This is a genomic window from Limnohabitans sp., assembly GCF_023910625.1.
In the GTDB taxonomy this organism is placed as follows: domain Bacteria; phylum Pseudomonadota; class Gammaproteobacteria; order Burkholderiales; family Burkholderiaceae_C; genus Limnohabitans_A.
In genome coordinates, this window is sequence record NZ_JAAVVW010000003.1 from 613,674 (window position 1) to 635,611 (window position 21,938).

At 59.6% G+C, this 21,938-nt stretch carries 20 protein-coding genes; 2 read left to right on the forward strand and 18 right to left on the reverse strand.

From position 1 onward, the window contains the following. The first annotated feature begins 126 nt into the window (after positions 1-126). Positions 127-1,086 carry a folate-binding protein gene (locus tag HEQ17_RS06035; protein WP_296291898.1) on the forward strand — a complete coding sequence of 320 codons (960 nt, stop codon included), beginning with the start codon at positions 127-129 and terminating at the stop codon, positions 1,084-1,086. A gap of 1 nt (position 1,087) precedes the next feature. On the opposite strand, the gene HEQ17_RS06040 is transcribed toward HEQ17_RS06035, so the two are convergent. Both HEQ17_RS06040 and HEQ17_RS06045 read right to left on the reverse strand, forming a co-directional pair. Further along, complete coding sequence (locus tag HEQ17_RS06040) at positions 1,088-1,945, reverse strand: YbgC/FadM family acyl-CoA thioesterase (RefSeq protein ID WP_296291899.1); 858 nt, start codon at positions 1,943-1,945, stop codon at positions 1,088-1,090. A 4-nt stretch (positions 1,946-1,949) separates the two neighbouring features. After that, positions 1,950-2,912 (reverse strand): alpha/beta hydrolase, encoded by a 963-nt coding sequence (locus HEQ17_RS06045; RefSeq protein ID WP_296291900.1) that lies wholly within the window; start codon positions 2,910-2,912, stop codon positions 1,950-1,952. A 211-nt stretch (positions 2,913-3,123) separates the two neighbouring features. On the opposite strand from HEQ17_RS06045, the gene HEQ17_RS06050 reads away from it, so the two are divergent. Further along, a complete protein-coding gene (locus tag HEQ17_RS06050) occupies positions 3,124-4,260 on the forward strand; it encodes an iron-containing alcohol dehydrogenase (RefSeq protein ID WP_296291901.1) in 1,137 nt (378 codons plus the stop codon). 36 nt (positions 4,261-4,296) lie between these two features. On the opposite strand, the gene HEQ17_RS06055 is transcribed toward HEQ17_RS06050, so the two are convergent. The 16 genes from HEQ17_RS06055 to HEQ17_RS06130 form a co-directional block, all read right to left on the reverse strand. Further along, positions 4,297-5,250 carry a rhodanese-related sulfurtransferase gene (locus HEQ17_RS06055; protein WP_296291902.1) on the reverse strand — a complete coding sequence of 318 codons (954 nt, stop codon included), beginning with the start codon at positions 5,248-5,250 and terminating at the stop codon, positions 4,297-4,299. A gap of 28 nt (positions 5,251-5,278) precedes the next feature. Continuing rightward, the gene (locus HEQ17_RS06060) at positions 5,279-5,566 is read right to left on the reverse strand and encodes a DUF1330 domain-containing protein (RefSeq protein WP_296291903.1); all 288 of its coding nucleotides are present in this window, start codon (positions 5,564-5,566) and stop codon (positions 5,279-5,281) included. Between the two features lie 9 nt (positions 5,567-5,575). Continuing rightward, positions 5,576-6,661 carry a phospholipase gene (locus HEQ17_RS06065; RefSeq protein ID WP_296291904.1) on the reverse strand — a complete coding sequence of 362 codons (1,086 nt, stop codon included), beginning with the start codon at positions 6,659-6,661 and terminating at the stop codon, positions 5,576-5,578. 6 nt (positions 6,662-6,667) lie between these two features. Continuing rightward, positions 6,668-9,037, reverse strand: a complete 2,370-nt coding sequence (locus HEQ17_RS06070; protein ID WP_296291905.1) for a Tex family protein — start codon at positions 9,035-9,037, stop codon at positions 6,668-6,670. A 203-nt stretch (positions 9,038-9,240) separates the two neighbouring features. Next, positions 9,241-10,146, reverse strand: a complete 906-nt coding sequence (locus HEQ17_RS06075; protein ID WP_296291906.1) for an SDR family oxidoreductase — start codon at positions 10,144-10,146, stop codon at positions 9,241-9,243. Next, the gene (locus tag HEQ17_RS06080; RefSeq protein WP_296291907.1) at positions 10,143-11,078 is read right to left on the reverse strand and encodes a glutathione S-transferase family protein; all 936 of its coding nucleotides are present in this window, start codon (positions 11,076-11,078) and stop codon (positions 10,143-10,145) included. The genes HEQ17_RS06075 and HEQ17_RS06080 overlap by 4 nt, the downstream gene beginning before the upstream one ends. A gap of 10 nt (positions 11,079-11,088) precedes the next feature. Then, complete coding sequence (locus HEQ17_RS06085) at positions 11,089-12,105, reverse strand: NADP-dependent oxidoreductase (protein ID WP_296291908.1); 1,017 nt, start codon at positions 12,103-12,105, stop codon at positions 11,089-11,091. A 37-nt stretch (positions 12,106-12,142) separates the two neighbouring features. Continuing rightward, positions 12,143-12,565: a PaaI family thioesterase gene (locus HEQ17_RS06090; RefSeq protein ID WP_296291909.1), complete on the reverse strand. Its 423-nt coding sequence runs from the start codon at positions 12,563-12,565 to the stop codon at positions 12,143-12,145. A 19-nt stretch (positions 12,566-12,584) separates the two neighbouring features. Further along, positions 12,585-13,376 (reverse strand): SDR family oxidoreductase, encoded by a 792-nt coding sequence (locus tag HEQ17_RS06095; RefSeq protein ID WP_296291910.1) that lies wholly within the window; start codon positions 13,374-13,376, stop codon positions 12,585-12,587. 13 nt (positions 13,377-13,389) lie between these two features. Further along, on the reverse strand, positions 13,390-13,695 hold the full coding sequence (locus HEQ17_RS06100; RefSeq protein ID WP_296291911.1) for a Dabb family protein: 306 nt from the start codon (positions 13,693-13,695) through the stop codon (positions 13,390-13,392). Further along, positions 13,695-15,536: an acyl-CoA dehydrogenase gene (locus HEQ17_RS06105; protein WP_296291912.1), complete on the reverse strand. Its 1,842-nt coding sequence runs from the start codon at positions 15,534-15,536 to the stop codon at positions 13,695-13,697. The genes HEQ17_RS06100 and HEQ17_RS06105 overlap by 1 nt, the downstream gene beginning before the upstream one ends. Positions 15,537-15,626: 90 nt before the next feature. Further along, the gene (locus tag HEQ17_RS06110; RefSeq protein WP_296291913.1) at positions 15,627-16,802 is read right to left on the reverse strand and encodes an acetyl-CoA C-acyltransferase; all 1,176 of its coding nucleotides are present in this window, start codon (positions 16,800-16,802) and stop codon (positions 15,627-15,629) included. Positions 16,803-16,947: 145 nt separating this feature from the next. Beyond that, positions 16,948-19,059 carry a 3-hydroxyacyl-CoA dehydrogenase NAD-binding domain-containing protein gene (locus tag HEQ17_RS06115; protein ID WP_296291914.1) on the reverse strand — a complete coding sequence of 704 codons (2,112 nt, stop codon included), beginning with the start codon at positions 19,057-19,059 and terminating at the stop codon, positions 16,948-16,950. Positions 19,060-19,181: 122 nt separating this feature from the next. Then, positions 19,182-19,877, reverse strand: coding sequence for an ABC transporter ATP-binding protein (locus tag HEQ17_RS06120; RefSeq protein ID WP_296291915.1), 696 nt, complete (start codon positions 19,875-19,877; stop codon positions 19,182-19,184). Then, the gene (locus tag HEQ17_RS06125; RefSeq protein ID WP_296291916.1) at positions 19,877-20,647 is read right to left on the reverse strand and encodes an ABC transporter ATP-binding protein; all 771 of its coding nucleotides are present in this window, start codon (positions 20,645-20,647) and stop codon (positions 19,877-19,879) included. The genes HEQ17_RS06120 and HEQ17_RS06125 overlap by 1 nt, the downstream gene beginning before the upstream one ends. After that, positions 20,644-21,936 carry a branched-chain amino acid ABC transporter permease gene (locus tag HEQ17_RS06130; protein ID WP_296291917.1) on the reverse strand — a complete coding sequence of 431 codons (1,293 nt, stop codon included), beginning with the start codon at positions 21,934-21,936 and terminating at the stop codon, positions 20,644-20,646. Before HEQ17_RS06130 ends, HEQ17_RS06125 begins: the two co-directional genes overlap by 4 nt. Positions 21,937-21,938 lie beyond the last annotated feature (2 nt).

Sequence of the window (21,938 nt, forward strand, 5' to 3'; positions counted from 1 at the left end):
GCACAGAGCCGATTGACTCTGGCGGCTGATCATAATTGAGGCTTTCCAGCCTTTGCTCTGTGGCCCCATTCGGCCCCCTTGGATTCTGTGGCCCTTGCCAGCGGGGCTCACCTCACACCTTTTGCCATGACCACCTCATCCACCGCCCCCCTCGACCACTTCGCTTCACAGCTGCAAGGCATTACCGCCCTGCCCCATCTCGGCGTGATCCAGGCCCAAGGCGAAGACGCGGCCAACTTTTTGCACAACCAACTGAGCAACGATGTGCTGCTCTTGCCCGTAGGCCAGTCCCGTCTGGCTGCTTTTTGCTCGGCCAAGGGCCGGATGCAGGCCAGCTTTGTGGTCATCAAAACCGCGCCCGACACCGTTTTGCTGGTCATGAGCATCGATTTGTTGGCCCAGACGCTTAAGCGCCTGTCCATGTTTGTGCTGCGCGCCAAGGTCAAAATGAGCGATGCAACCAGCCAGTGGCAGCTGCGCGGCTTATTGGGCGACAGCGCCCGCGCCGTTTTGGCTGAAGCCACACCCTGGCAAACCACCAGCAACGACGGGGCCCATGCCGTGGCGCTTTATCCAGCTGTGCTGGGCGACACCCAAGTGCCCCGCGCCCTTTGGCTGGGCGCGCCATCTCAAACACTGCCTGCCGGAGCAGCGCTGTCCACCGAAGTTTGGGCCTGGGCCGAAGTCATGAGCGGCGTGACCTTGGTCAGTCAACCTGTGTTCGAGGCCTTCGTGCCGCAAATGCTCAATTACGAATCGGTCGGTGGCGTCAACTTCAAAAAAGGCTGCTACCCCGGGCAAGAAGTCGTGGCCCGCAGCCAGTTTCGCGGCACGCTCAAGCGCCGCACAGCCCTGGCGCACAGTCCTGCGGCCTTGGCGGCGGGGCAAGACGTTTTCACCCCCACCGACCCTGAACAGCCCTGCGCCACTGTGGTGCTGAGCGCGGCGCGCCCTGATGGACGGGGTTTTGATGCGCTGGTCAGCGGAACGCTGGAGAGCCAGCAGACTGGGTGGCGGGTGGGCAGCGTGCAATGCGAAGCGTTGGAACTGCTACCGCTGCCTTACGAATTGCTGGCCGATATTTAAATCACAGCTCCCGCACCATCTCGATGTGCGCCATCCCCGCATCCTCAAAAACACCCCCATGCGGCTCAAAGCCTGAGCGTTTGTAAAAGCCCTCGGCACTGCATTGGGCGTGCAGGATCACCTGGGTATCGCCCCGGTGCTGCGCGGCGTCCATCAGGGCGTGCAGCACGCGGCGGCCCAGATCGCTGCCGCGCATCTGCTTTTTGACGGCCATGCGTCCGATGCGGGCCACACCTGGCGCGTGTTGGATCAGGCGGCCTGTGGCCAGGCAAAAGCCCATGCGGTTCAGCGCCACGGCGTGCAAGGCGGTCTCGTCCTCGTGGTCCAACTCCATCTCAACGGGCACTTTTTGCTCATCCACAAACACCTCGTGGCGCAGCGGGCTGGCCTGTTTGTGGAAGTCGTGCCAAGAACCCACATGCACCTGCACCATGTCTTCACCGCGCTCAAAGCTTTCGAGCAGGTCGCGCAGCGGGGCCGGGATGGGCTGGCTCTTTTTGGCCACCGGGTCGGCGTACACATAGACCATCTCGCTGGTGATCAGCAATTGATCGCCCCGAAAAATCGCCCCAGAAAACGACATGGACGAGTTGCCCACCCGGTCGCAACGCATGCACACCTCCAGAAAATCGTCCATTTCGGCGCTGGCGTGGTACTCCAAGCTGGCCTTTTTGACAAACAAATCGCCGCCCAACTGGTGCATGGTCTCCGCGTAAGGCATGGCCAGTTGCCGCCAGTATTCGGTGACGGCGGTATCGAAATACATGAGGTAGTGACCGTTGAAGACGATCTTTTGCATGTCCACCTCCACCCAGCGCACGCGCATGCGGTGAGACAAACGGAAGTCTTGGCGTTTCATGGGGTCAACTTTCAAAAGCGTTTTTCAAGGCCCGGCCCGCATCGGCGTGGGCCTGCAGGGCAAGGGGAATAGCGCGGCCCATGGTGATGAAGCCATGCACCACACCTTTGTAAATTTCCAGATCAACCGGCACACCCGCCATGCGCAGAGTATCGGCGTAGCGCACGCCCTCATCCACCAAGGGGTCACATTCGGCCAAGCCGATCCAGGCCGGGGCCAGGCCGCTGTGGTCTGGGGCGTTCATGGGCGCGAAACGCCAGTCTTCCCGATCGGCTTCGTCGATGTAATTGGCAAAAAACCAGTCCACCGTGTCCTTGTCGAGCATGAAGCCTTCCGCAAACGTGAGGTGCGAGGCGGTGTCTTGCCGGGCGATGCAGCCGGGGTAAAACAGCAGCTGCAGGCGCAGGGGCAGTCCAAGATCACGGGCCATCAGGGCGCAAACCGTGGCCAAAGTGCCACCAGCGCTGTCGCCGCCCACGGCCAATCGCGTGGTGTCCAAACCCAGCGATCGGCCATGCTGCTGCAACCAGTTCAGGGCGTCCCAACTGTCATGCACGGCCGTTGGAAAGCGGTGCTCAGGGGCCAGTCGATAGTCCAGCGACACCACAGCGCAATGCCCTTGGCGTGAGAGTTGGCGGCACAGCACGTCATGGGTCGTCAGGCTTCCCACCGAAAAACCGCCGCCGTGGATGTACAGCAGCACGGGCAAGGCCACATCGCTTTGGGGCGCGTACAAGCGGGCGGGCATGGCGTGGCCGTCGCGAGCAGGGATGCTGAAGTTGTGCACCCGGTCCACATGCGGGGCGGGCTGCAGGTCGAGCATCGGCCCACCGGTGTCGTAAAAGGCACGCGCTTGGACAGGCGACATGGCGGCCATCGGGGGCCGGCCTGCGCGTTCAACGCGCTCGATCAAGCTGCGCGCGGCGGCATTCAACAGAGATCGGGGGTTGGTGTGGTGGCTGCTCATGAAGAAAGGGAGAAGGTCCGTTGAAATTCAACACTGTTTGAACATTTTTGCATGCGCAGCAGAGGTCGGGCCTCATTCAGCCAACAAGGGTGACAGCGGTGACAAGCGCTCATCCCCTTCGTGCATCAAAATGGACTTTGATCGTACAACCCCCTGCCCTGCGGGTCTGTCATTTGATCCGCGTTGGGCCACCTCAGTCAGGAGTTTTCGCATGTCTTTCATCCATTACGTCACCCAGATCCAGATCGACTTTGGCGCTGTCCAGCTGCTGCAGGCCGAGTGCGAGCGCGTGGGCATTCGCAAACCCTTGATCGTGACCGACGCGGGCGTGAAAGCCGCGGGCGTGCTGAAGAAAGCCCTCGACGCCTTGCCGGGCCTGCCCGTCACCGTGTTTGACCAGACCCCATCCAACCCGACCGAATCGGCGGTGCGCGCCGCAGCGGCCATGTACCAGCAACACGGTTGCGACGGCCTGATCGCGGTGGGCGGCGGCTCGGCCATCGACTGCGCCAAAGGCGTGGCGATTGCCGTCAGCCACGAGGGCCCGCTCAAAACCTACGCGACCATCGAAGGCGGCTCGCTCAAGATCACCGACCGCGTGGCCCCGCTCATTGCGGTGCCCACCACCAGCGGCACCGGCAGCGAAGTGGCCAGGGGTGCGATTTTGATCCTGGACGATGGTCGAAAAGTGGGCTTTCATTCTTGGTTCCTGGTGCCCAAAGCGGCCATTTGCGACCCTGAACTGACCCTCGGCTTGCCCCCCATCCTGACGGCAGCCACCGGGATGGACGCTGTCGCTCATTGCATGGAAACTTTCATGGCCGCGCCCTTCAATCCACCCGCTGACGGCATCGCACTCGACGGCCTGACCCGGGGCTGGGCCAACATTGAACGCGCCACGGTCAATGGCCAAGACCGTGAAGCCCGTTTGAACATGATGAGCGCCAGCATGCAGGGGGCGATGGCTTTCCAGAAAGGTCTGGGCTGCGTACATTCTCTCAGCCACAGCTTGGGCGGCGTGAACCCGCGCCTGCACCACGGCACCTTGAACGCCATGTTTTTGCCAGCCGTGGTGAAGTTCAACGCCGTGGCCGAATCCGTGCAAAAGGACAACCGCCTGAACCGCATGGCCCAGGCCATGGGCCTGCACAGCGGGTCGGACATCCCCGACGCCATCCGGGACATGTGCGCCCGCTTAGGGCTGCCCAGCGGGCTGGGCGCCATGGGCGTGACCGAAAACCTGTTTGACGCCGTGATCACCGGCGCACTGGCGGATCACTGTCACAAGACCAATCCGCGCATCGCCTCGGCCGACGAATACCGGGACATGCTGCTGACCAGCCTGTGAGTCTGAGTAGGGTCGGTGCGATTTTTCGCTTTGCCCCTAGGTGATGTCGTGTCTGGGCATCTTGGCACCCACATGCAACTCGCCCCGCGCTTCGGCCAGCGCCACTTGGCGCTGGCGCTCGGCCAGTTTTTCTTTTTGCTCGGGTGTGCGCTGGTCATGGCAGTGGGCGCAGCTCACGCCCAACACGTAATGCGGTGATTGCTTGTCTTGCTCGCTCAGGGGCCAGCGGCACGAGCGGCAAAGATCGTGGTGGCCCAGCCCCAAGCCGTGGCCCACGCTCACGCGCTCGTCAAACACAAAGCACTCGCCTTCCCAGGTGCTTTGCTCCGGCGGGATTTCTTCCAAATACTTGAGGATGCCGCCTTCCAGGTGATACACCTCGTCAAAGCCACGCATTTTCATGAGCGCGGTGGACTTTTCGCAGCGGATGCCACCGGTGCAGAACATCGCCACTTTGGTCTTTTTGGCGGCCTCGCCTTGCAGGTTTTCCTGTGCGTCCAGCCAGGCGGGCAGCTGCACAAAGTTCTTGAGGTTCGGGTTGATCGCGCCCTTGAAGGTGCCAATGGCCACTTCGTAATCGTTGCGCGTGTCGATGACCACCACGTCCGGATCGGCCAGCAAGGCGTTCCAGTCGGCAGGCTTGACGTATTGGCCCACCGTCTTGTTCGGGTCCAGCTCGGGCACGCGCAAGGTCACGATTTCTTTTTTGAGCTTGACCTTCATGCGGGTGAACGGCGGCTTGGGGCTCCACGATTCCTTGTGCGGCAAGCTGGCCAAGCGTGGGTCAGCATGCAAAAACGCCAGCACGGCGCGGATACCGGCTTCGGGGCCGGCAATCGTGCCGTTGATGCCTTCGTGCGCCAGCAGCAGCGTGCCTTTGACCTCGTTGGCCTCGCAACAGGCTTGCAACGGCGCTTGCAGGTCGGTGAAGTCGGGCAGATCGACGAATTTGTAGAGGGCGGCAGTGAGGAAAAGGGGTTGGGTCAACATGCTGCGATTATCCTCTTTGCCATCATGGTTATGCCGCGTAAGTGGTCAAAACCACATCTGCCGCCTCTTGGCGCAGAGGGATCAGGGCTTGGTAGGCCGCAGATGCATGCCAAGCCTGCGCATCGGCCAAAGTCGGAAAACGGATGACCACGATGTCAGGGTGCGGATTCACGCCCGAAAACGACTGGACCTGTTCACCCCGAAACACGAGCTCTCCGCCAAAAGGCAGCAAGGTGGCCAAGACCTGCGATCGGTATTGGCCCCATTTTTCGGTGTGTTTCACGGTCATTTGACCGACCACATAGGTTTGTGACATGAGCGATCCTTACAAGGGCTGAACCAAGGAAGGGGCGGGGTTTTGCAACCAGTGGCTGAACTCATCCGCCAATGGCTGGCTGGCACGGGCAGCCGCAGTCCACACCTTCACCCGCCCCGCCAGATTGTGATCGTAGGCCCTGAAATCCTTGCGGTCGGGCAATTTGCCGTTTGGCAGGGTTTTGACCCACTCGGGGTTGGGGGCCAGGACAATGGTGCTGTCCAGAAAAGGCGTAGCGCCATGCCGCCAGTTGAGCGCTTTGTCCAGCCATCCCGGCACCACACTTTTCTGAAAATGCGGGTACAGCACGATGGACCGATCGGTGCCAATTTCAGGCACAGACCATTTCAGATGCAAGTGGTAATCGGTGATGCCGCCATCCCAATACGCACCAGCAGGCGCGCCGGGGATGTCGTGCACGGCTTTGAGCGCGAAAGGGATCGAGCAACTGGCTTGCAGCGCAGGCATGAAATTGCCTTCTGTCAGGCCCACAGCGCGGGTTCGAAAGTCTTGCGCGTCAAACGGTAAGGGTGCGCCCTGCCCTGAAAACACCACCCGTTCCAGCCACCCACCCAGGGCGCGACGGCTCAAGACGTTGCCCAAAAAAGCCCCGGCATAGCCCAGTGGCGTGGCGACCGGGTTTTCGCGGCGCAAGATGTGCCGCCCGTGTGAAGTGACGATGTGCAGTTTGTACCGTGGATGGCTCAGCACCTCGGCGATGCGTCCACCGTAAAAGGCTTGCAAACTGTGGCCAAAGGCCTCGCTCACCTGCTGGGCGCTCACTCGCTTTTGGCCCGGCAGCGGTTCGTAATGCTGGTGGATGTAGTCGTGCTCCAGCCGCTCCAACGCCGCCACCGAATCATTTAGACACGCCGTGGCCATGCGCCAGGCACCAATCGACGCCCCGACCAAGTCCACCGACTGACTGCTCTGGGTCAGCCACTCGCCAAAGATGAAGCGGTCCAATGGGCCAAGGATCAGCCCCTTGGGGCCACCCGCCGCACCCGGTATGACGCCAATGTGCTCGGGCCGCAAGCCGTGTTCACGGATGTGGGCCAGCGCTTTGGGGCCTGCGTGGATGTGGAGGGCTTGCATGGCGTTTTACTTCTTGAGGCCCTGCAGTTTGGCAAAGGCGCTGGCCATGGCCGAGCCCGAGCCAGCGGCTGGCGTCGAGGTGTAACCCCCGACCGATCCCCCGCCACGCTGTCGGCTGTCGCGCCCTGCCCCTTCAAACTTGTTGTCTCTGGGACCATCGCGTCTGTCAGGTGCCGCATCGAGCTTCATGGTCAGGCTGATGCGCTTGCGGGCCACATCGACCTCGAGCACTTTCACTTTGACGATGTCGCCGGTCTTGACCACCTCACGGGCGTCGGTCACGAACTTGTTGGCCAACTGGCTCACATGGACCAGGCCGTCTTGGTGCACGCCCAAGTCGATGAACGCGCCAAATAGGGCCACGTTGCTCACGGTGCCCTCCAGGGTCATGCCTTCTTTCAGGTCCTTGATGTCTTCCACGCCATCGGCCAAGCGGGCCACCTTGAAATCGGGGCGCGGGTCACGGCCGGGTTTTTCCAGCTCGCCCAAGATGTCCTGGATGGTCACCGCGCCGAACTTGTGGTTGGCAAACAGCTCAGGCTTGAGCGTCTTCAAGACATCGCTGCGGCCCATGATCTCCTGAATCGGCTTGGCGGTTTGGACGATGATTTGCTCGATCAACGGGTAGGTTTCGGGGTGCACACCGGTCATGTCCAAGGGGTTGTCGCCGCCACGGATGCGCAAAAAGCCCGCGCTTTGCTCAAAAGTCTTGGCCCCCAGGCCCGTCACTTTCAGCAAGTCCTGACGGGTTTTGAACACGCCGTTGGCATCGCGCCAGCGCACCACGGCCTTGGCCACGCTGCCTGACAAGCCCGACACCCGGGTGAGCAAAGGCACGCTGGCGGTGTTGAGGTCCACGCCCACCGAGTTCACACAGTCTTCCACCACCGCGTCCAGCGTCTTGGCCAGTTCGCTTTGGTTCACGTCGTGCTGGTACTGGCCCACGCCAATCGCTTTGGGGTCGATCTTGACCAACTCTGACAGCGGGTCTTGCAGGCGGCGGGCAATGCTGGCCGCGCCACGCAGGCTCACGTCCACGTCGGGCATCTCTTGCGATGCGAATTCGCTGGCGGAGTACACCGACGCACCCGCTTCACTCACCACCACTTTTTGAATCTCCACACCGTCACGCAAGCGGGCCAGGTGTTGGATCAGGTCACCGGCCAGTTTGTCGGTTTCGCGGCTGGCGGTGCCGTTGCCAATCGCGATCAGGTTGACGTTGTGTTTTTCGCACAGCTTGGCCAGGGTCAAAAGCGAACCCGCCCAGTCCTTGCGCGGCTCGTGTGGATACACCGTGGCGGTGTCGACCAGCTTGCCGGTGGTGTCGACCACGGCCACCTTCACACCGGTGCGGATGCCCGGGTCCAGGCCCATGACCACGCGGGGGCCAGCGGGGGCGGCCAGCAGCAGGTCGCGCAGGTTGTCCGCAAAGACCTTGATGGCGACTTTTTCCGCGTCCTCGCGAAGGCGGGTGAACAGGTCACGCTCGGTCGACAGGCTGAGCTTCACGCGCCAGGTCCAGGCCACGCATTTGCGGATCAGGTCGTCCGAGGGGCGCGCTGCATGGCTCCAGCCCAGGTGCATGGCGATCTTGCCTTCGGCGATGCTGGGCTTGCCCGGCTCGGGCTCAACAGGAAGAATGAGCTTGGCGTCCAGCATGTCCAAAGCGCGACCCCGGAACACGGCCAGCGCCCGGTGGCTGGGCACGCGGCCCATCGGCTCGTCGTAGTCAAAGTAATCGCGGAACTTGGACACATCGGCGTTGTTCTCGTCCTTGCCGTCGGCCAGCTTGCTTTTGAACAGGCCTTCGTTCCATAACCATTCGCGCAGCGCCTGCACGAGTGACGCGTCTTCAGCCCAACGTTCGCTCAGCAAATCGCGCACACCGTCCAACACAGCCGCGGTGGTCGTGAAGTCAGCGCCTTCAATGGCACCCGCAGCCAGCACAAAGGCTTGCGCTTGGGCGTGCGGGTCGAGGGTCGGGTCGGCAAACAGCTTGTCGGCCAGGGGCTCCAGCCCGGCTTCCCGAGCGATCATGCCCTTGGTGCGGCGCTTGGGCTTGAAGGGCAAATAGAGGTCTTCCAGCGCTTGTTTGGTGGGTGCGGCGTCGATGGCGGCCAGCAAGTCGGGCGTCATCTTGTCCTGCTCAGTGATGCTCTTGATCACGGCGGAGCGGCGGTCTTCCAGCTCTCGCAAGTACCCCAAGCGAGACTCCAGCTCACGCAGCTGGATGTCGTCCAGGCCTCCGGTCACTTCTTTGCGGTAACGGGCGATGAAAGGGACGGTGGCACCGCCATCAAGCAATTCCACGGCGGTCTTGACTTGCTCAGTGCGGATACGGATTTCTGCGGCCAGTTGGGCCAGGATTTTTTGCATGTCTCAGGTCGCATTGAGAGGGGGAATGGTCAAGTTTGCCACAAGCTCAGCAGCAAAAAATCAGCCCAAGAGGACACAGCGATGACCATTTCTCAGCCGTTGCGCCAGGCGCTGAGAAGGCCTCGCAGCAACAGGCCTTTTCCACACATGAACAGCCGCAAAGCGGCCGTGAAAATCGGCGCTCGTCGCTGAACAAAGCCCCTTCAGGCCTTTCGCAATGCTTGGCGCAGCTTGTCGCCCAGATCGGGGCGCGCAGCAAACGGGTCAGGCGGGTTGTTGCCTTGCACGAGCGCTTCCATGCGGCTTTGCACATTGCCCAGTGCATGCGGGTGGCTGTAAATATAAAACTGGTCGCTGACCACCGCATCAAACACTTTCTGGGCCACATCGGCCGCTGACACTTTGCCACTGCTGACAGCTTTGTCACTTTGGGCTTGGCCAATCAATTGGCTGGCAGTGGGTTGTTGAGGCGGCAGGTCGCTGGGGCGGTTGCGTTGGCTTTGGCTGATCCCGGTGGGCACAAAATAGGGGCACAACACACTGGCGCTGACTTGGTCTGTCACCAAATGAAGGTCTTGGTAGAGCGTTTCCGTGAGCGAAACCACAGCGTGTTTGCTGACGTTGTAGATGCCCATGTTGGGCGCCGTGAGCAAGCCGGCCATGCTGGCGGTGTTGACGATATGGCCTCGGTAGCCCGGGTCGGCTTTGGCCGCTTCGAGCATCATGGGCGTGAACAGGCGCACGCCGTGCACCACGCCCCAGAGGTTGACGCCCAGCACCCATTCCCAATCGGCCACCGAGTTTTCCCAGACCAGGCCCCCGGCCCCCACGCCCGCGTTGTTGAACACAAAGTTCGGTGCCCCAAAGCTTGCTTGCACGTCGGCGGCCAGTTGCGCCATGGCCTGCGCGTTCGAGACGTCAACCTTGCGGGCCAGCACCTGAACGCCTTGGGCTTTCATTTCGGCCTCGGCTTTGTCCAGGGCGTCTTGCTGTACGTCCACCAGCACCAGCTTCATGCCCAGTCGGGCACCGATACGGGCACATTCCAGTCCAAAGCCTGAACCGGCACCCGTCAGCACCGCAGTTTTGCCTTTGAAGTTTTCGATCATGGGGAAACCTTTTTCAATGTGAAGCCCACACGTGGGAAGTGGACGTGCACCGTGCCCGCCCGATCATCGCTGCGGCGCAGGGTGTAACGGGTGCGGGTGGCTGCGATCAGTTCGCCCTCGGTCGGCTCCAGGCCAAAGTTGTCGGCGGCAATCTCGACCTGACTGCCCAATGCGATGCCGTGCTCATCTTGGAACACCTCACCCTGCAAGGCAACAGGCCTTGAATTGAGAGCCATCTGCAAGGCTTCTTCGGCGCTGCATTTGCCAGGGGAGCCGTGGCCGATGACCTTCATGCGGGCCATCCAGCTTTTGACTTCGGGCGTTGCATCCAAAATGCCCGCCAAGGCTGGCGTGCGTTCTTGCGTGAACCACAAGGGGTGGTAAGCCGCAAAGTCGGCCACGCAAGGCTGTGCGCCGAACAAAAAGTCTTGCTCGCGCAGCATGCTGGCGATGCGGCGCAAGTAGCTTTTGTAAGTGCCAGTAGCGTCTGCGGACGCCATGCGGGCCGCGCCACCACGCATGGCCGTGCGATCGGCCACAAAAGCCTGCACGCCCTCAGCGGGTGCGCCCGCAAAGACTTCGGCCACACCCGCAGGCTGGAAGTTGTAGGCCATGGACGCCGTGAACAAAGCGCTGTCGGCCCACTGCGCGACGATGCGCGCTGCGCCTTTGACGGCATCAGGATAAATCGTGGGCGCGGGGGCCAAGTGCTCCAGTACATCGCCGATCAGTGCGGTGTCGCAGTAAATGTCAGCGCCGATCTGCAGTACCGGCGTTTTGCGGTAGCCCCCGGTGAGCGCCGTCAGATCGGGCTTGGGCATGATCATTGGAATGAGCACGCTCTTCCAGGCCAGTTGCTTGTAGCCCAGAATCAGGCGCACCTTCTCGGCAAATGGCGAGATCGGGTAGTGGTGCAGGACCAGCTCAGACATGCAGGCGGTCTCAGATCAGTTTGACCAACTGCTTTCCGAAGTTCTTGCCCTTGAGCAAACCCAAGAAAGCTCCAGGCGCTGCGGCCAGGCCCAGGGCCACGGTTTCACGTGGGCGCAATTTGCCAGTGCCCACCAAAGAGCCGAGTTCTTGCAGGGCCGCAGGCCAGACTTCCATGTGTTCACTGACGATAAAGCCTTGGATTTTCATTCGGTTGACCAAAATCAGGGCAGGATTGGCCATGGGAAGTGGTGCGCCATCATAGCCCGCAATCATCCCGCACACCGCGATGCGTGCGAACGCGTTGGTGCGCAGCATCACAGCATCCAGCACCATGCCACCGACGTTTTCAAAGTGGCCGTCGATGCCGTTCGGGCAAGCCTCGCGCAGGGCCTTGGATAAGCTGATGTAGTCCTTGTGCTCCTTGTAGTCGATGCAGGCGTCGAAGCCCAATTCATTGACCACGTAATCGCATTTGTCCTTGCCACCGGCAATGCCGACCACGCGGCAGCCGCGTGCTTTGGCCAGAGCGCCATAAGCGCTGCCCACAGCGCCGCTGGCAGCACTCACAGTGACGGTTTCGCCCGCTTTGGGATTGATGATGTTGCACAGGCCATACCAAGCTGTGACGCCAGGCATGCCGACCGCCCCTAAATAATGCGACAGCGCCACATGCGTGGTATCGACCTTGCGCAGTGCACCGATGACGTTGGCATCGACCACGCTGTATTCTTGCCAGCCACCCATGCCAACAACTTGGTCGCCGGCCTTGAATTTGGGGTGGCGACTGTCCACCACCTCGCCTACTGTGCCACCAATCATCACTTCGCCCAAGGGCTGAGGTACTGCGTAGCTTTTGCTTTCGTTCATGCGCCCGCGCATATAAGGGTCCAGGCTCAGGTAGTGGTGGCAGACCAGTACATGCCCGTCTTGCAGATCGGGCAGAGGCAGTTCGACCAATTTGAAGTTGTTGACAGTGGCTTCGCCTTGGGGGCGGTTATCGAGAACGATGCGGTGGTTGATGGGCATGAAAGACTCCGTGTAAAGAATAAAAAGTTGAGAAAAATCAGTCGGTGGCAGGTGCAGAAGATGCGCGCCTGGCCACGTATTTGAAGGTGCCCGTGGCGTGCGCGCAAAGCTGACCAGTGGCGTCAAACACCTTGCCATCGGTAAAAGCCATGCTGCGTGTGCGATGCAGTAACTGCCCCGCAGCACGAAGGGCCAGGCCCGCGGGCACTTTGGCAGGTCGCAAAAAGCTGGTTTTCATCTCGATAGTGACCACACCCATGTCGGGCTCCATGCTGCGGGCTGCAGTGGCCATGACCACATCCAGGAGCGTCATCACCGCACCGCCGTGTGTCACCTCAAACGAGTTCAGGTGTTGGGCCAGCGGCGCGAAGAGCAGCTCGGATTGCCCCCCCTCAAACTTCTCCAGTGTGAAGCCCAGGTGCTCCACAAACGGAATCAAAGCGCCAAAAGGGATGCTCATGGTCCGAGTTTGCTCACGTTCAGCCGCCGATGATCGCGGTGACACCACCGTCTACCGCCATCCACTGGCCGGTGATGTGTTTGCCCGCATCCGATGCATAGAGCAGGGTCAGACCCTTGAGGTCTTCGTCATCGCCCAAGCGTCGCAGTGGTGCAGCTTGAGCCATCTTGTCTGCGCCGAGTTTTTCCAGCAAGCCATAGGTCATTTTGCTGGGAAAAAAGCCCGGACATATGGCGTTGACAGTGATGCCGTGTTCACCCCACTCGCCTGCCAGCGCTCGGGTGAAGTTGAGCACCGCCCCTTTGGAGGTGTTGTAGGCAATGGTCTTCATCTCGGACGGGTTGCCCGCCAGACCGGCAATCGAAGCAATGTTGACGATGCGACCCTTGCCGCGCGGGATCATGCACAACTTGGCCACCTCTTGCGCCAGGATGAAATAACCGCGCACATTCAGGTTCATGACCTTGTCCCATGCGGCCACGGGGTGTTCTTCGGCGGGTGCACCCCATGTGGCACCGGCGTTGTTGACGAGGATGTCGATGGGCCCCATGCGCTCCATGGTTTCAGTGGCCAAACGACGGATGTCCTCTTCTTTGCCGCAGTCGGCAGCGATCCAGCGGGCGTCGATGCCAGCGGCCTGCAATTGGGCAGCGGCTTCTTCCAGGTCGGCCGCCTTGCGAGAGCTGAGCATGATCTTGGCCCCAGCCTCGCCCAGGGCGTGGGCCATTTGCAAGCCCAGGCCGCGCGAGCCGCCGGTGACCAAGGCCACTTGGCCGGTCAGGTCAAAAAGTTGTTGAACAGTGCGTGCCATGTAGGAGCTCCTTTTATTCGACGTTGAAATCCATGCAGCGGCGTTCTTTGACGACCGCTTTCATGAAGGGTTTGATGGCCTGATGATCGGGGTGATTTTGGTAAGCCGCTAGCACCTGCGCGTCATCGAGCAGCATGTGGAGTACCAAATCGTTGGTGCAGTCCATGCCGGGGGTGGCGGTGGCGACTTCGAAAGCACGGATGCCGGGCACCACCTTGGCGCACGACAGCAGCAATGCTTTGGCTTTTTCGAGGTTGGTGGCCTTGTCGGCCCCTTGTGCCTGTTCGTGAAGGCTCCACAGCACGATGTGGCGGATCATCAAAAAGCCTCCTCGGGCAAATCCGCACAAGTCGGGTCCCGGCTGCTGACCACGTTCAGCCAGGCGCCAATTTTGGGTAATTCGTAGCGGAAGAAGTAACGGCAGGCAGCGCGGCGGCCCTGCGCGGCAGGGGTATCGTTGCCCTCCAAGCTGGCCGCCACATCGAGCCAGATCCAGGCGATCACGGTGTGGCCAAAGGCCTGCAGATAAGGCACCGCATTGGCCAGCGCCTGGGCAGGTTCGGCACCGTCCCAAGCTTGCTGGGTGGCTTGGCCGACTTGTTGCAGGGCATCGCGCAAAGCCGCAGCTTCAGGTCCCCAGCTGCCTTCAGCCTTGGCCGTCGTGGCCAACATGCGTTCGGCCAACAGTTGCAGGCCCCGACCGTTTTCCATCAGCACCTTGCGGCCCAGCAAGTCCATGGCCTGGATGCCGTGGGTGCCCTCATGGATCATGTTCAGGCGGTTGTCGCGCCAGTACTGCTCGACTGGAAAGTCGCGGGTGTAGCCGTAGCCGCCGTGAATCTGGATGGCCAAGCTGTTGGCTTCGAGACACCACTCACTGGGGAAACTTTTGACGATGGGCGTGAGCACTTCGAGCAGCAGCCGCGCCACATCGGCGTCTTCGGCTGAGCCGGTGTGCTGCTCATCTACCAAACGGGCGCAGTACAGGGCGAGCGCCAGGGCGCCTTCCGAATAGGATTTTTGGGCCAAAAGCATGCGCTTGATGTCGGCATGTTCAATGATGCGCACCTGCGGGCGGCTGGCATCCTTGCCCCCTGCCCCGCTGGGTCGGCCTTGCGGGCGGTTTTTGGCGTAATCGAGGCTGGCGTAGTAACCCGCCATGCCCAGCATGGTGGCGGCCATGCCCACGCCAATGCGGGCTTCGTTCATCATGTGGAACATGCAGCGCAGGCCTTCGCCGGGCTTGCCGACCAAGTAACCCACAGCGCCGCTGCCTGCGCCGTCCAAGCCTGCACCCGATTCGCCGCGAACGGGGTACTTGCCCTCGCCAAAGTTCAGCAAGGTGTTGGTCGTGCCGCGCCAGCCGCACTTGTGGTTCAGGCCCGCCAACGCCACATCGTTGCGCTCGCCGGTGAGTTGCCCATCGGTGCCAACCATCTTTTTGGGAACGATGAAGAGCGAGATGCCACGCACGCCCGGCACCAACTGGCCCTTGGCATCGGGGATCTTGGCCAGCACCAAATGGAGGATGTTTTCGGAGAGTTCGTGCTCGCCCGAGGAAATCCACATCTTGTTGCCCTTAAGGCGGTAGCGCGCACCCAAAGCATCGGATTCAAAGTCAGCGCCATCGGGTGTGGCACGGGTCGTCACGTCGCTCAGTGACGAGCCAGCTTGCGGTTCGCTCAAGCACATGGTGCCTGAAAAACGCCCATTGAATTCGTTGGCGGCAAACACCTGCTTTTGCAAGTCGGTGCCATGCACCATCAGCAAATTGGCATTGCCGCTGGTGAGCATACCCGAGCCAATACTGACCGAGGCCATGGCAAAAAAGGCGTTGGCAGCCGCCTCCACCGTGTAGGGTAGCTGCATGCCGCCCATCTTGTAGTCTTGCGCGGCGCTCAACATGCCCGATTCGGCATAGGCCTTGTACGCATCGTGTGTGGCCTGCGGCAAGATGACTTTTTCGCCGTCAAAGTGCGGCTCTTGCGTGTCCACCAGGCGGTTGAAGGGGGCGTATTTTTCCCGCGCAATGCGCTCGCAGGTGTCGAGCACGGCATCAAAAGTTTCACGCGAGTGGTCGGTAAAACGTTCGCGGGACTGCAGGCTTTCCACCTTCAGCCAGTCGTGCAGCAAAAAATCAATGGTGGGACGTAAACTCATAAAGCTCATCCAGACTCAACCCATAAAAAAAGGCGGGCAGCGCGAAGCCAACCGCCCTTTGCGTTGATCAGACATCAACGCGTGAATCCATCACAGCACTTCAAAAATGCCGCAAGCCCCCATGCCGCCGCCAATGCACATGGTCACCGCGACACGCTTTGCGCCACGGCGTTTGCCTTCAATCAAGGCGTGACCCGTCAGGCGTTGGCCTGACACGCCGTAAGGGTGACCCACCGCAATCGCGCCGCCGTTGACGTTCAGCCGGTCGGCCGGGATGCCCAGCTTGTCGCGACAATAAAGCACCTGCACGGCAAACGCTTCGTTCAGCTCCCACAGGTCGATGTCGTTGACTGTGAGGCCCAAACGCGCCAGCGCTTTGGGCACGGCGTACACGGGGCCGATGCCCATTTCGTCCGGCTCGCAACCGGCCACGGCAAAACCAAGAAAGCGGCCCAGCGGCTTCAAGCCACGTTGCTCGGCCAGCTTTTCGTCCATCAACACGCAAGCGCCTGCGCCGTCCGAGAACTGGCTGGCATTGCCGGCTGTGACCAAACCACCGGGCAGCGCTGAGCGCAGACCACTGATAGCGTCCACGGTGGTGCCTTCGCGCAACCCTTCGTCGCGGCTGACAGTCACTTGCTTCGTTGTCATGCCCATGACTTTGTCGGCCACGCCTTGGGGCACAGTGATGGCGGCGATTTCGGCATCAAACAGGCCCGCTGCTGCTGCGGCGCAGGCTTTTTGCTGGCTGGCAGCGCCGTACTCGTCCATGCGGTCGCGGGCGATCTTGTAGCGCTTGGCCACTTGTTCTGCGGTTTGCAGCATGTTCCAGTAAATCTCTGGCTTCATCTTGGCCAGCGCCAAGTCTTGCAGCATGTGGGTGTTCATCTCTTGCTGTACACAAGAAATGCTCTCCACGCCTCCGGCCACATACACTTGGCCTTCGCCCGCAATGATGCGTTGCGCAGCCAAAGCAATGGTTTGCAAACCCGAAGAGCAAAAACGGTTGACGGTCATGCCCGATACCGAGATGGGCAAACCAGCTTTGAGGGCGATCTGACGCGCGATGTTGGCACCGGTGGCACCTTCAGGTGTGGCGCAGCCCATGATCACGTCTTCGACTTCGGCGGCATCAATGCCAGCGCGGGCCACAGCGTGTTGCACAGCGTGGCCGCCCAAAGTGGCGCCATGGGTCATGTTGAAAGCGCCCTTCCAGCTCTTGGCCAGAGGGGTGCGGGCGGTCGATACGATAACGGCATTGGTCATTTTGAATCCTTGTTTTGAGCGTTGAGCGATGTGCGTTCAGCGTTAGGCGTTGTGCGTTTTGCGAGCAGCTAATTGGTCTTTGGACGCTCAACGCAGAACGCTGAACACTCAACCTGCAAACTGAACCCTCAACGCCAGACGTGCCTCAATTGAATGTCTTGCCTTCGGCCGCCAAGCGCGCCAACAAAGGTGCGGGTTGCCAGAATTGGGCGTCGTCGTGTGGGTTCTTGGCAAAACGCTTCATGTCTTCAGCCACGTTGAACAAGCCCACAGTGTCGGCATACAACATGGGGCCACCGCGCCAGAACGGGAAACCGTAGCCGGTGATGTAGACCATGTCAATGTCACTGGCCTTGCTGGCTATGCCCTCTTCCAGAATGTGGCAAGCCTCGTTCACCAAGGAATACACCAAGCGCTGCACAATTTCTTCGTCGGAAATCTTGCGCGGTGTTAGCCCCAAAGCAGCGCGGTGTTTTTCGATCATTTCAACCACCACAGCGCTGGGGATCGCGTCGCGTTTGCCAGTCTGGTAGTCGTACCAGCCTGCGCCCGTCTTTTGGCCGTAACGCCCCATCTCGCACAGCAAGTCAGCGGTTTTGCTGTACTTGAGGTTGGGTTTTTCGGTGTAGCGGCGCTTGCGAATGGCCCAGCCAATGTCGTTGCCAGCCAGGTCGCCCATTCGGAAAGGGCCCATGGCAAAGCCGAATTTCTCGACCGCTTTGTCCACCTGTGCGGGAGTGCAGCCTTCCTCGATCAAGAAACCGGCTTGGCGACTGTACTGCTCGATCATGCGGTTGCCGATGAAGCCATCGCACACACCCGAAACCACCGAGGTTTTCTTGATTTTTTTGCCGATGGCCATGACGGTGGCCATGACGTCTTTGGCGGTTTGCGCGCCGCGCACAACTTCCAAGAGCTTCATCACGTTGGCGGGGCTGAAAAAGTGCATGCCGACCACGTCTTGTGGGCGCTTGGTGAAGTTGGCAATCTGGTTCACGTCCAGGGTGGAGGTGTTGGAGGCCAAAATCGCGCCGGGCTTCATGACGGCATCCAGCTTCTTGAAGACAGCTTCTTTCACGCCCATTTCTTCGAACACGGCTTCAATCACCAGATCGGCTTGGCCGATGTCGTCGTAGCTGAGCGTGGTGCTGAGCAAGGCCATGCGCTGCTCGTATTTGTCTTGCTTGAGCTTGCCTTTTTTGACTTGTGCTTCGTAGTTCTTGCGAATGGTGGCCACGCCACGGTCGAGCGCGTCTTGTTTCATTTCGAGCATCTTGACCGGGATGCCCGCGTTCAGGAAGTTCATCGAGATGCCGCCACCCATGGTGCCGGCACCGATGACGGCAATGGACTTGATGTCTCGCATGGGTGTGTCCGCCGGCACGTCCGCAATCTTGGACGCCGCACGGTCGGCCATGAAGATGTGGCGCAGCGAGCGGCTTTCGGGGGTGAACATGAGGTTGGTGAAAATCTCACGCTCCAAAAACATGCCATCTTCGAATTTTTTCTGGGTGGCCGCCTCCACGGCATCCACGCATTTGGCTGGCGCTGGCAGGTTTTTGGCCATGCCTTTGACCATGTTGCGGGCGAACTGAAAGTAAGCGTCGCCTTGGGGGTGCTTGCAAGGCAAATTGCGCACCAAAGGCAATGGCGCACCATCGGCATGGGCTGCAGCCACTTTTTTGGCCATCGCCAAAGCCTCTTCGGCCAGCGACTCTGCAGATTGGGCCATGGCATCGAACAGCTTTTGACCGGGCAACATGGCGAGCATCTCGCTCTTGATGGCTTCGCCGCTGACGATCATGTTGAGGGCTGGCTCGACACCGATCACGCGGGGCAAACGCTGTGTGCCGCCTGCGCCAGGGATCAAGCCCAATTTGACTTCAGGCAAGGCAATGGAGGTGCCGGGTGCTGCAATGCGGTAGTGGCAGCCGAGCGCTAACTCAAGACCGCCACCCATCACCACCGAATGCATGGCGGCGACCACGGGTTTGGATGAATTCTCGCAAGCGCGAATCACGCTGAGCAAATTGGGTTCTTGCAAGGCTTTGGGGGAGCCAAACTCGCGGATGTCTGCGCCGCCCGAAAAAGCTTTGCCAGCACCCGTGATGACGATGGCCTTGACGGCGGGGTCGTTGTTGGCTTTTTCCAGGTTGTCGGTGATGCCCACGCGAGTGGACAGCCCCAAACCGTTGACGGGCGGGTTCATCAGTGTGATGACCGCGACATCACCGTGGACTTTGTATTCAGCTGTCATGCTGGAGTTCCTTAGATAGAAAATGAAAAAAGAACGACCGTTCGTTTATTGGCATTGTAGGCAAAAAAAAGGGCAACCAAAATATTTTTGTCGCCCCTGAGACCCGCCCTCACCTGAGGTGATCACACCTCCAGCCATTCCTTACGGATGTAGCTGTTGGCCCTCAGTTCATCGGGTGTGCCATCAAACACGATGCTGCCATGACCCATGACCAATGCCCTGTCAGAGATGTTCATGGCGATGGTCAGCTTTTGCTCAATCAGCAGCACCGACACACCTCGGGTTTTCAGGCTTTGCAGAAATTGCCCCACCAACTCCACGATCTTGGGCGCCAAACCTTCAGTAGGTTCATCGATGATGATGAGGTCAGGATCGCCCATCAGGGTTCGACACAAGGTGAGCATTTGTTGTTCACCCCCAGACAGAACACCGGCTTCGGTGTGCTCCCGCTCTTTCAGGCGGGGAAACATGTTGAACATGTCCTCGAACGACCACCTTCCATTTTGACCACTGCGCTTTTGTCCCAACTGCAAGTTCTGGTGCACAGTCAATTTGGGAAATATCTCCCGGTTTTCGGGGACATAACCCAGACCCTGGTGGGCAATTTCAAAGGCTTTTTTGCCTTGAATGGACTGCCCTTTCCAGTCGATTCGCCCTTGACATTCGACCAAACCCATGATGGCTTTGGCTGTGGTTGATCGACCTGAACCATTGCGCCCCAGGAGGGCCACGATTTCACCCGGCTTCACATCAAAGTTGACGCCATGCAGAACATGGCTTTTGCCGTAATAGGCATGCAGGTTATCAATCTTCAACATCAATGAACTCCCGCTTGACCGTCAGCCACAGGTGAGCCCAAGTAGGCTTCCTGTACTTTGGGATTGGCCCTGACCGCTTCAGGCGTGTCAAAAGCAATCACTTCGCCATAGACCACCACCGCTATTTTGTCGGCCAATCCAAAAACCACACCCATGTCGTGTTCGACCGTCAACAGTGTTTTGCCTACCGTGACTTCCTTGATGAGTTGGATGAATCGGGATGTTTCACTTTTGCTCATGCCCGCAGTGGGTTCGTCCAGCAAAATCACATCGGCACCACCTGCTATGGTGACACCAATTTCGAGTGCTCTTTGTTCGGCATAAGTCAGGTTCATGGCCAGGACATCACGCTTTTTGTGCAGCCGAATCATGTCCAGCAACTGGTCCGTGCGTTCGTTGGCATCTTTTAGACCAGACAGGAATTTGAAGAAGGTGTATTTGTAGCCGAGGCTCCACAGCAAGGCGCAGCGCAGATTTTCAAAAACACTCAATTTGGGAAAGATATTGGTGATTTGAAAACTGCGTGACAGGCCCATGCGATTGATTTCATAGGGTGTCTTGTTATGAATGCGTTGACCGTTGAGCAAAATGTCACCGGATGTTGGCCCAAAACGTCCGCTGATCAAATTGAACAAGGTCGATTTACCGGCGCCGTTGGGACCGATGACCGCCACGCGCTCTCCTGCATTGACCGCCAAATCCACACCGCGAATGATTTCGGTTTTACCAAAATTCTTGCGTACAGCCTTGAGTTCAAGGGCGTAACTCATACAGCAGTCTCCCTGCGTTTGATTTCTTTTTCAATTTCGGTCTGTATCCGCCCCCAATCCTGCGCAAATTGGCGACGGACAAGCTCGAAGAGGCCCAAGCCGGTGAACATGACAAAGGCAGAACCAAACCAACTGTCCAGTCCTTTGGCATTCAAGCTGATGCCCATGAACTTCACCGTGTCACCCAGCGCTGAATTAAGCTGCAAGTGATAGACCATCTCGATCATTGCCCCGGCTCCCGCCAACATGACCATGGCGGTCAAACCCAAAGCCAGGTAACTGGTCCATATTTGACGAAATTTGCCAAACATGGCGACACGCAAATTCATCATGATCAAACTGGCAATGCCGCCAGGGGCATACATCACCATGAACAAGAAAATCAAGCCCAGGTAAAGCAACCACGCCTTGGTCAGCTCCGACAGCAGCACAAAGGCAATGACCATCAGCATGCCACCGATGATCGGGCCGAAGAAGAATGTTGCCCCGCCCAAAAATGTGAAGAGCAAATAGGCGCCTGAACGGGCCGCTCCGACCACCTCGGCGGTCACGATCTCGAAGTTGAGTGCGCCCAGGCCGCCTGCAATGCCAGCAAAAAACCCGGAAATGATGAATGCCGAATAACGCACACGCTGGGTGTTGTAACCAATGAACTCGACCCGCTCTGGGTTGTCGCGCACCGCATTGAGAATCCGGCCCAATGGGGTCTGGGTAAACGCATACATGAGCGCCACACACACAAAGGTGTAAATCGCGATCAGGTAATAAACCTGAATTTGTTGGGCATAGGTGATGCCAAAGAACGGCTCACCGGTCACACGGTTGCCCGAGACACCCGCCTCCCCGCCAAAAAACTCAGAGAACATGAGCGACATGGCAAACACCAGCTCAGCCACACCTAGGGTGATCATGGCAAAGGGCGTGCCGGATTTGCGCGTGGTGACCCAGCCCAGCAAAATGGCAAAGCCCATGCCGGCCAGTCCGCCCACGATGGGCAGCAAACTGACAGGAATGTGCAGCTTGCCACCGGTCACGGCATTCAAGGCGTGGATGGCCATGTAAGAGCCCAACCCGGTGTAAACCGCATGGCCAAAGCTGAGCATGCCGCCCTGACCTAAGAGCATGTTGTAGGACAGGCAGGCAATGATGGCAATGCCCATTTGCGCCAACATGGTGATCGACAAGTTGCTGGTGAACACCAAAGGCGCGAATACCAACAGCAAGGCGAAAGCGCTCCAGATGACCCAACGACCGACGTTGTATGGTTTGAATTTGTAAACAGCAGCCATGT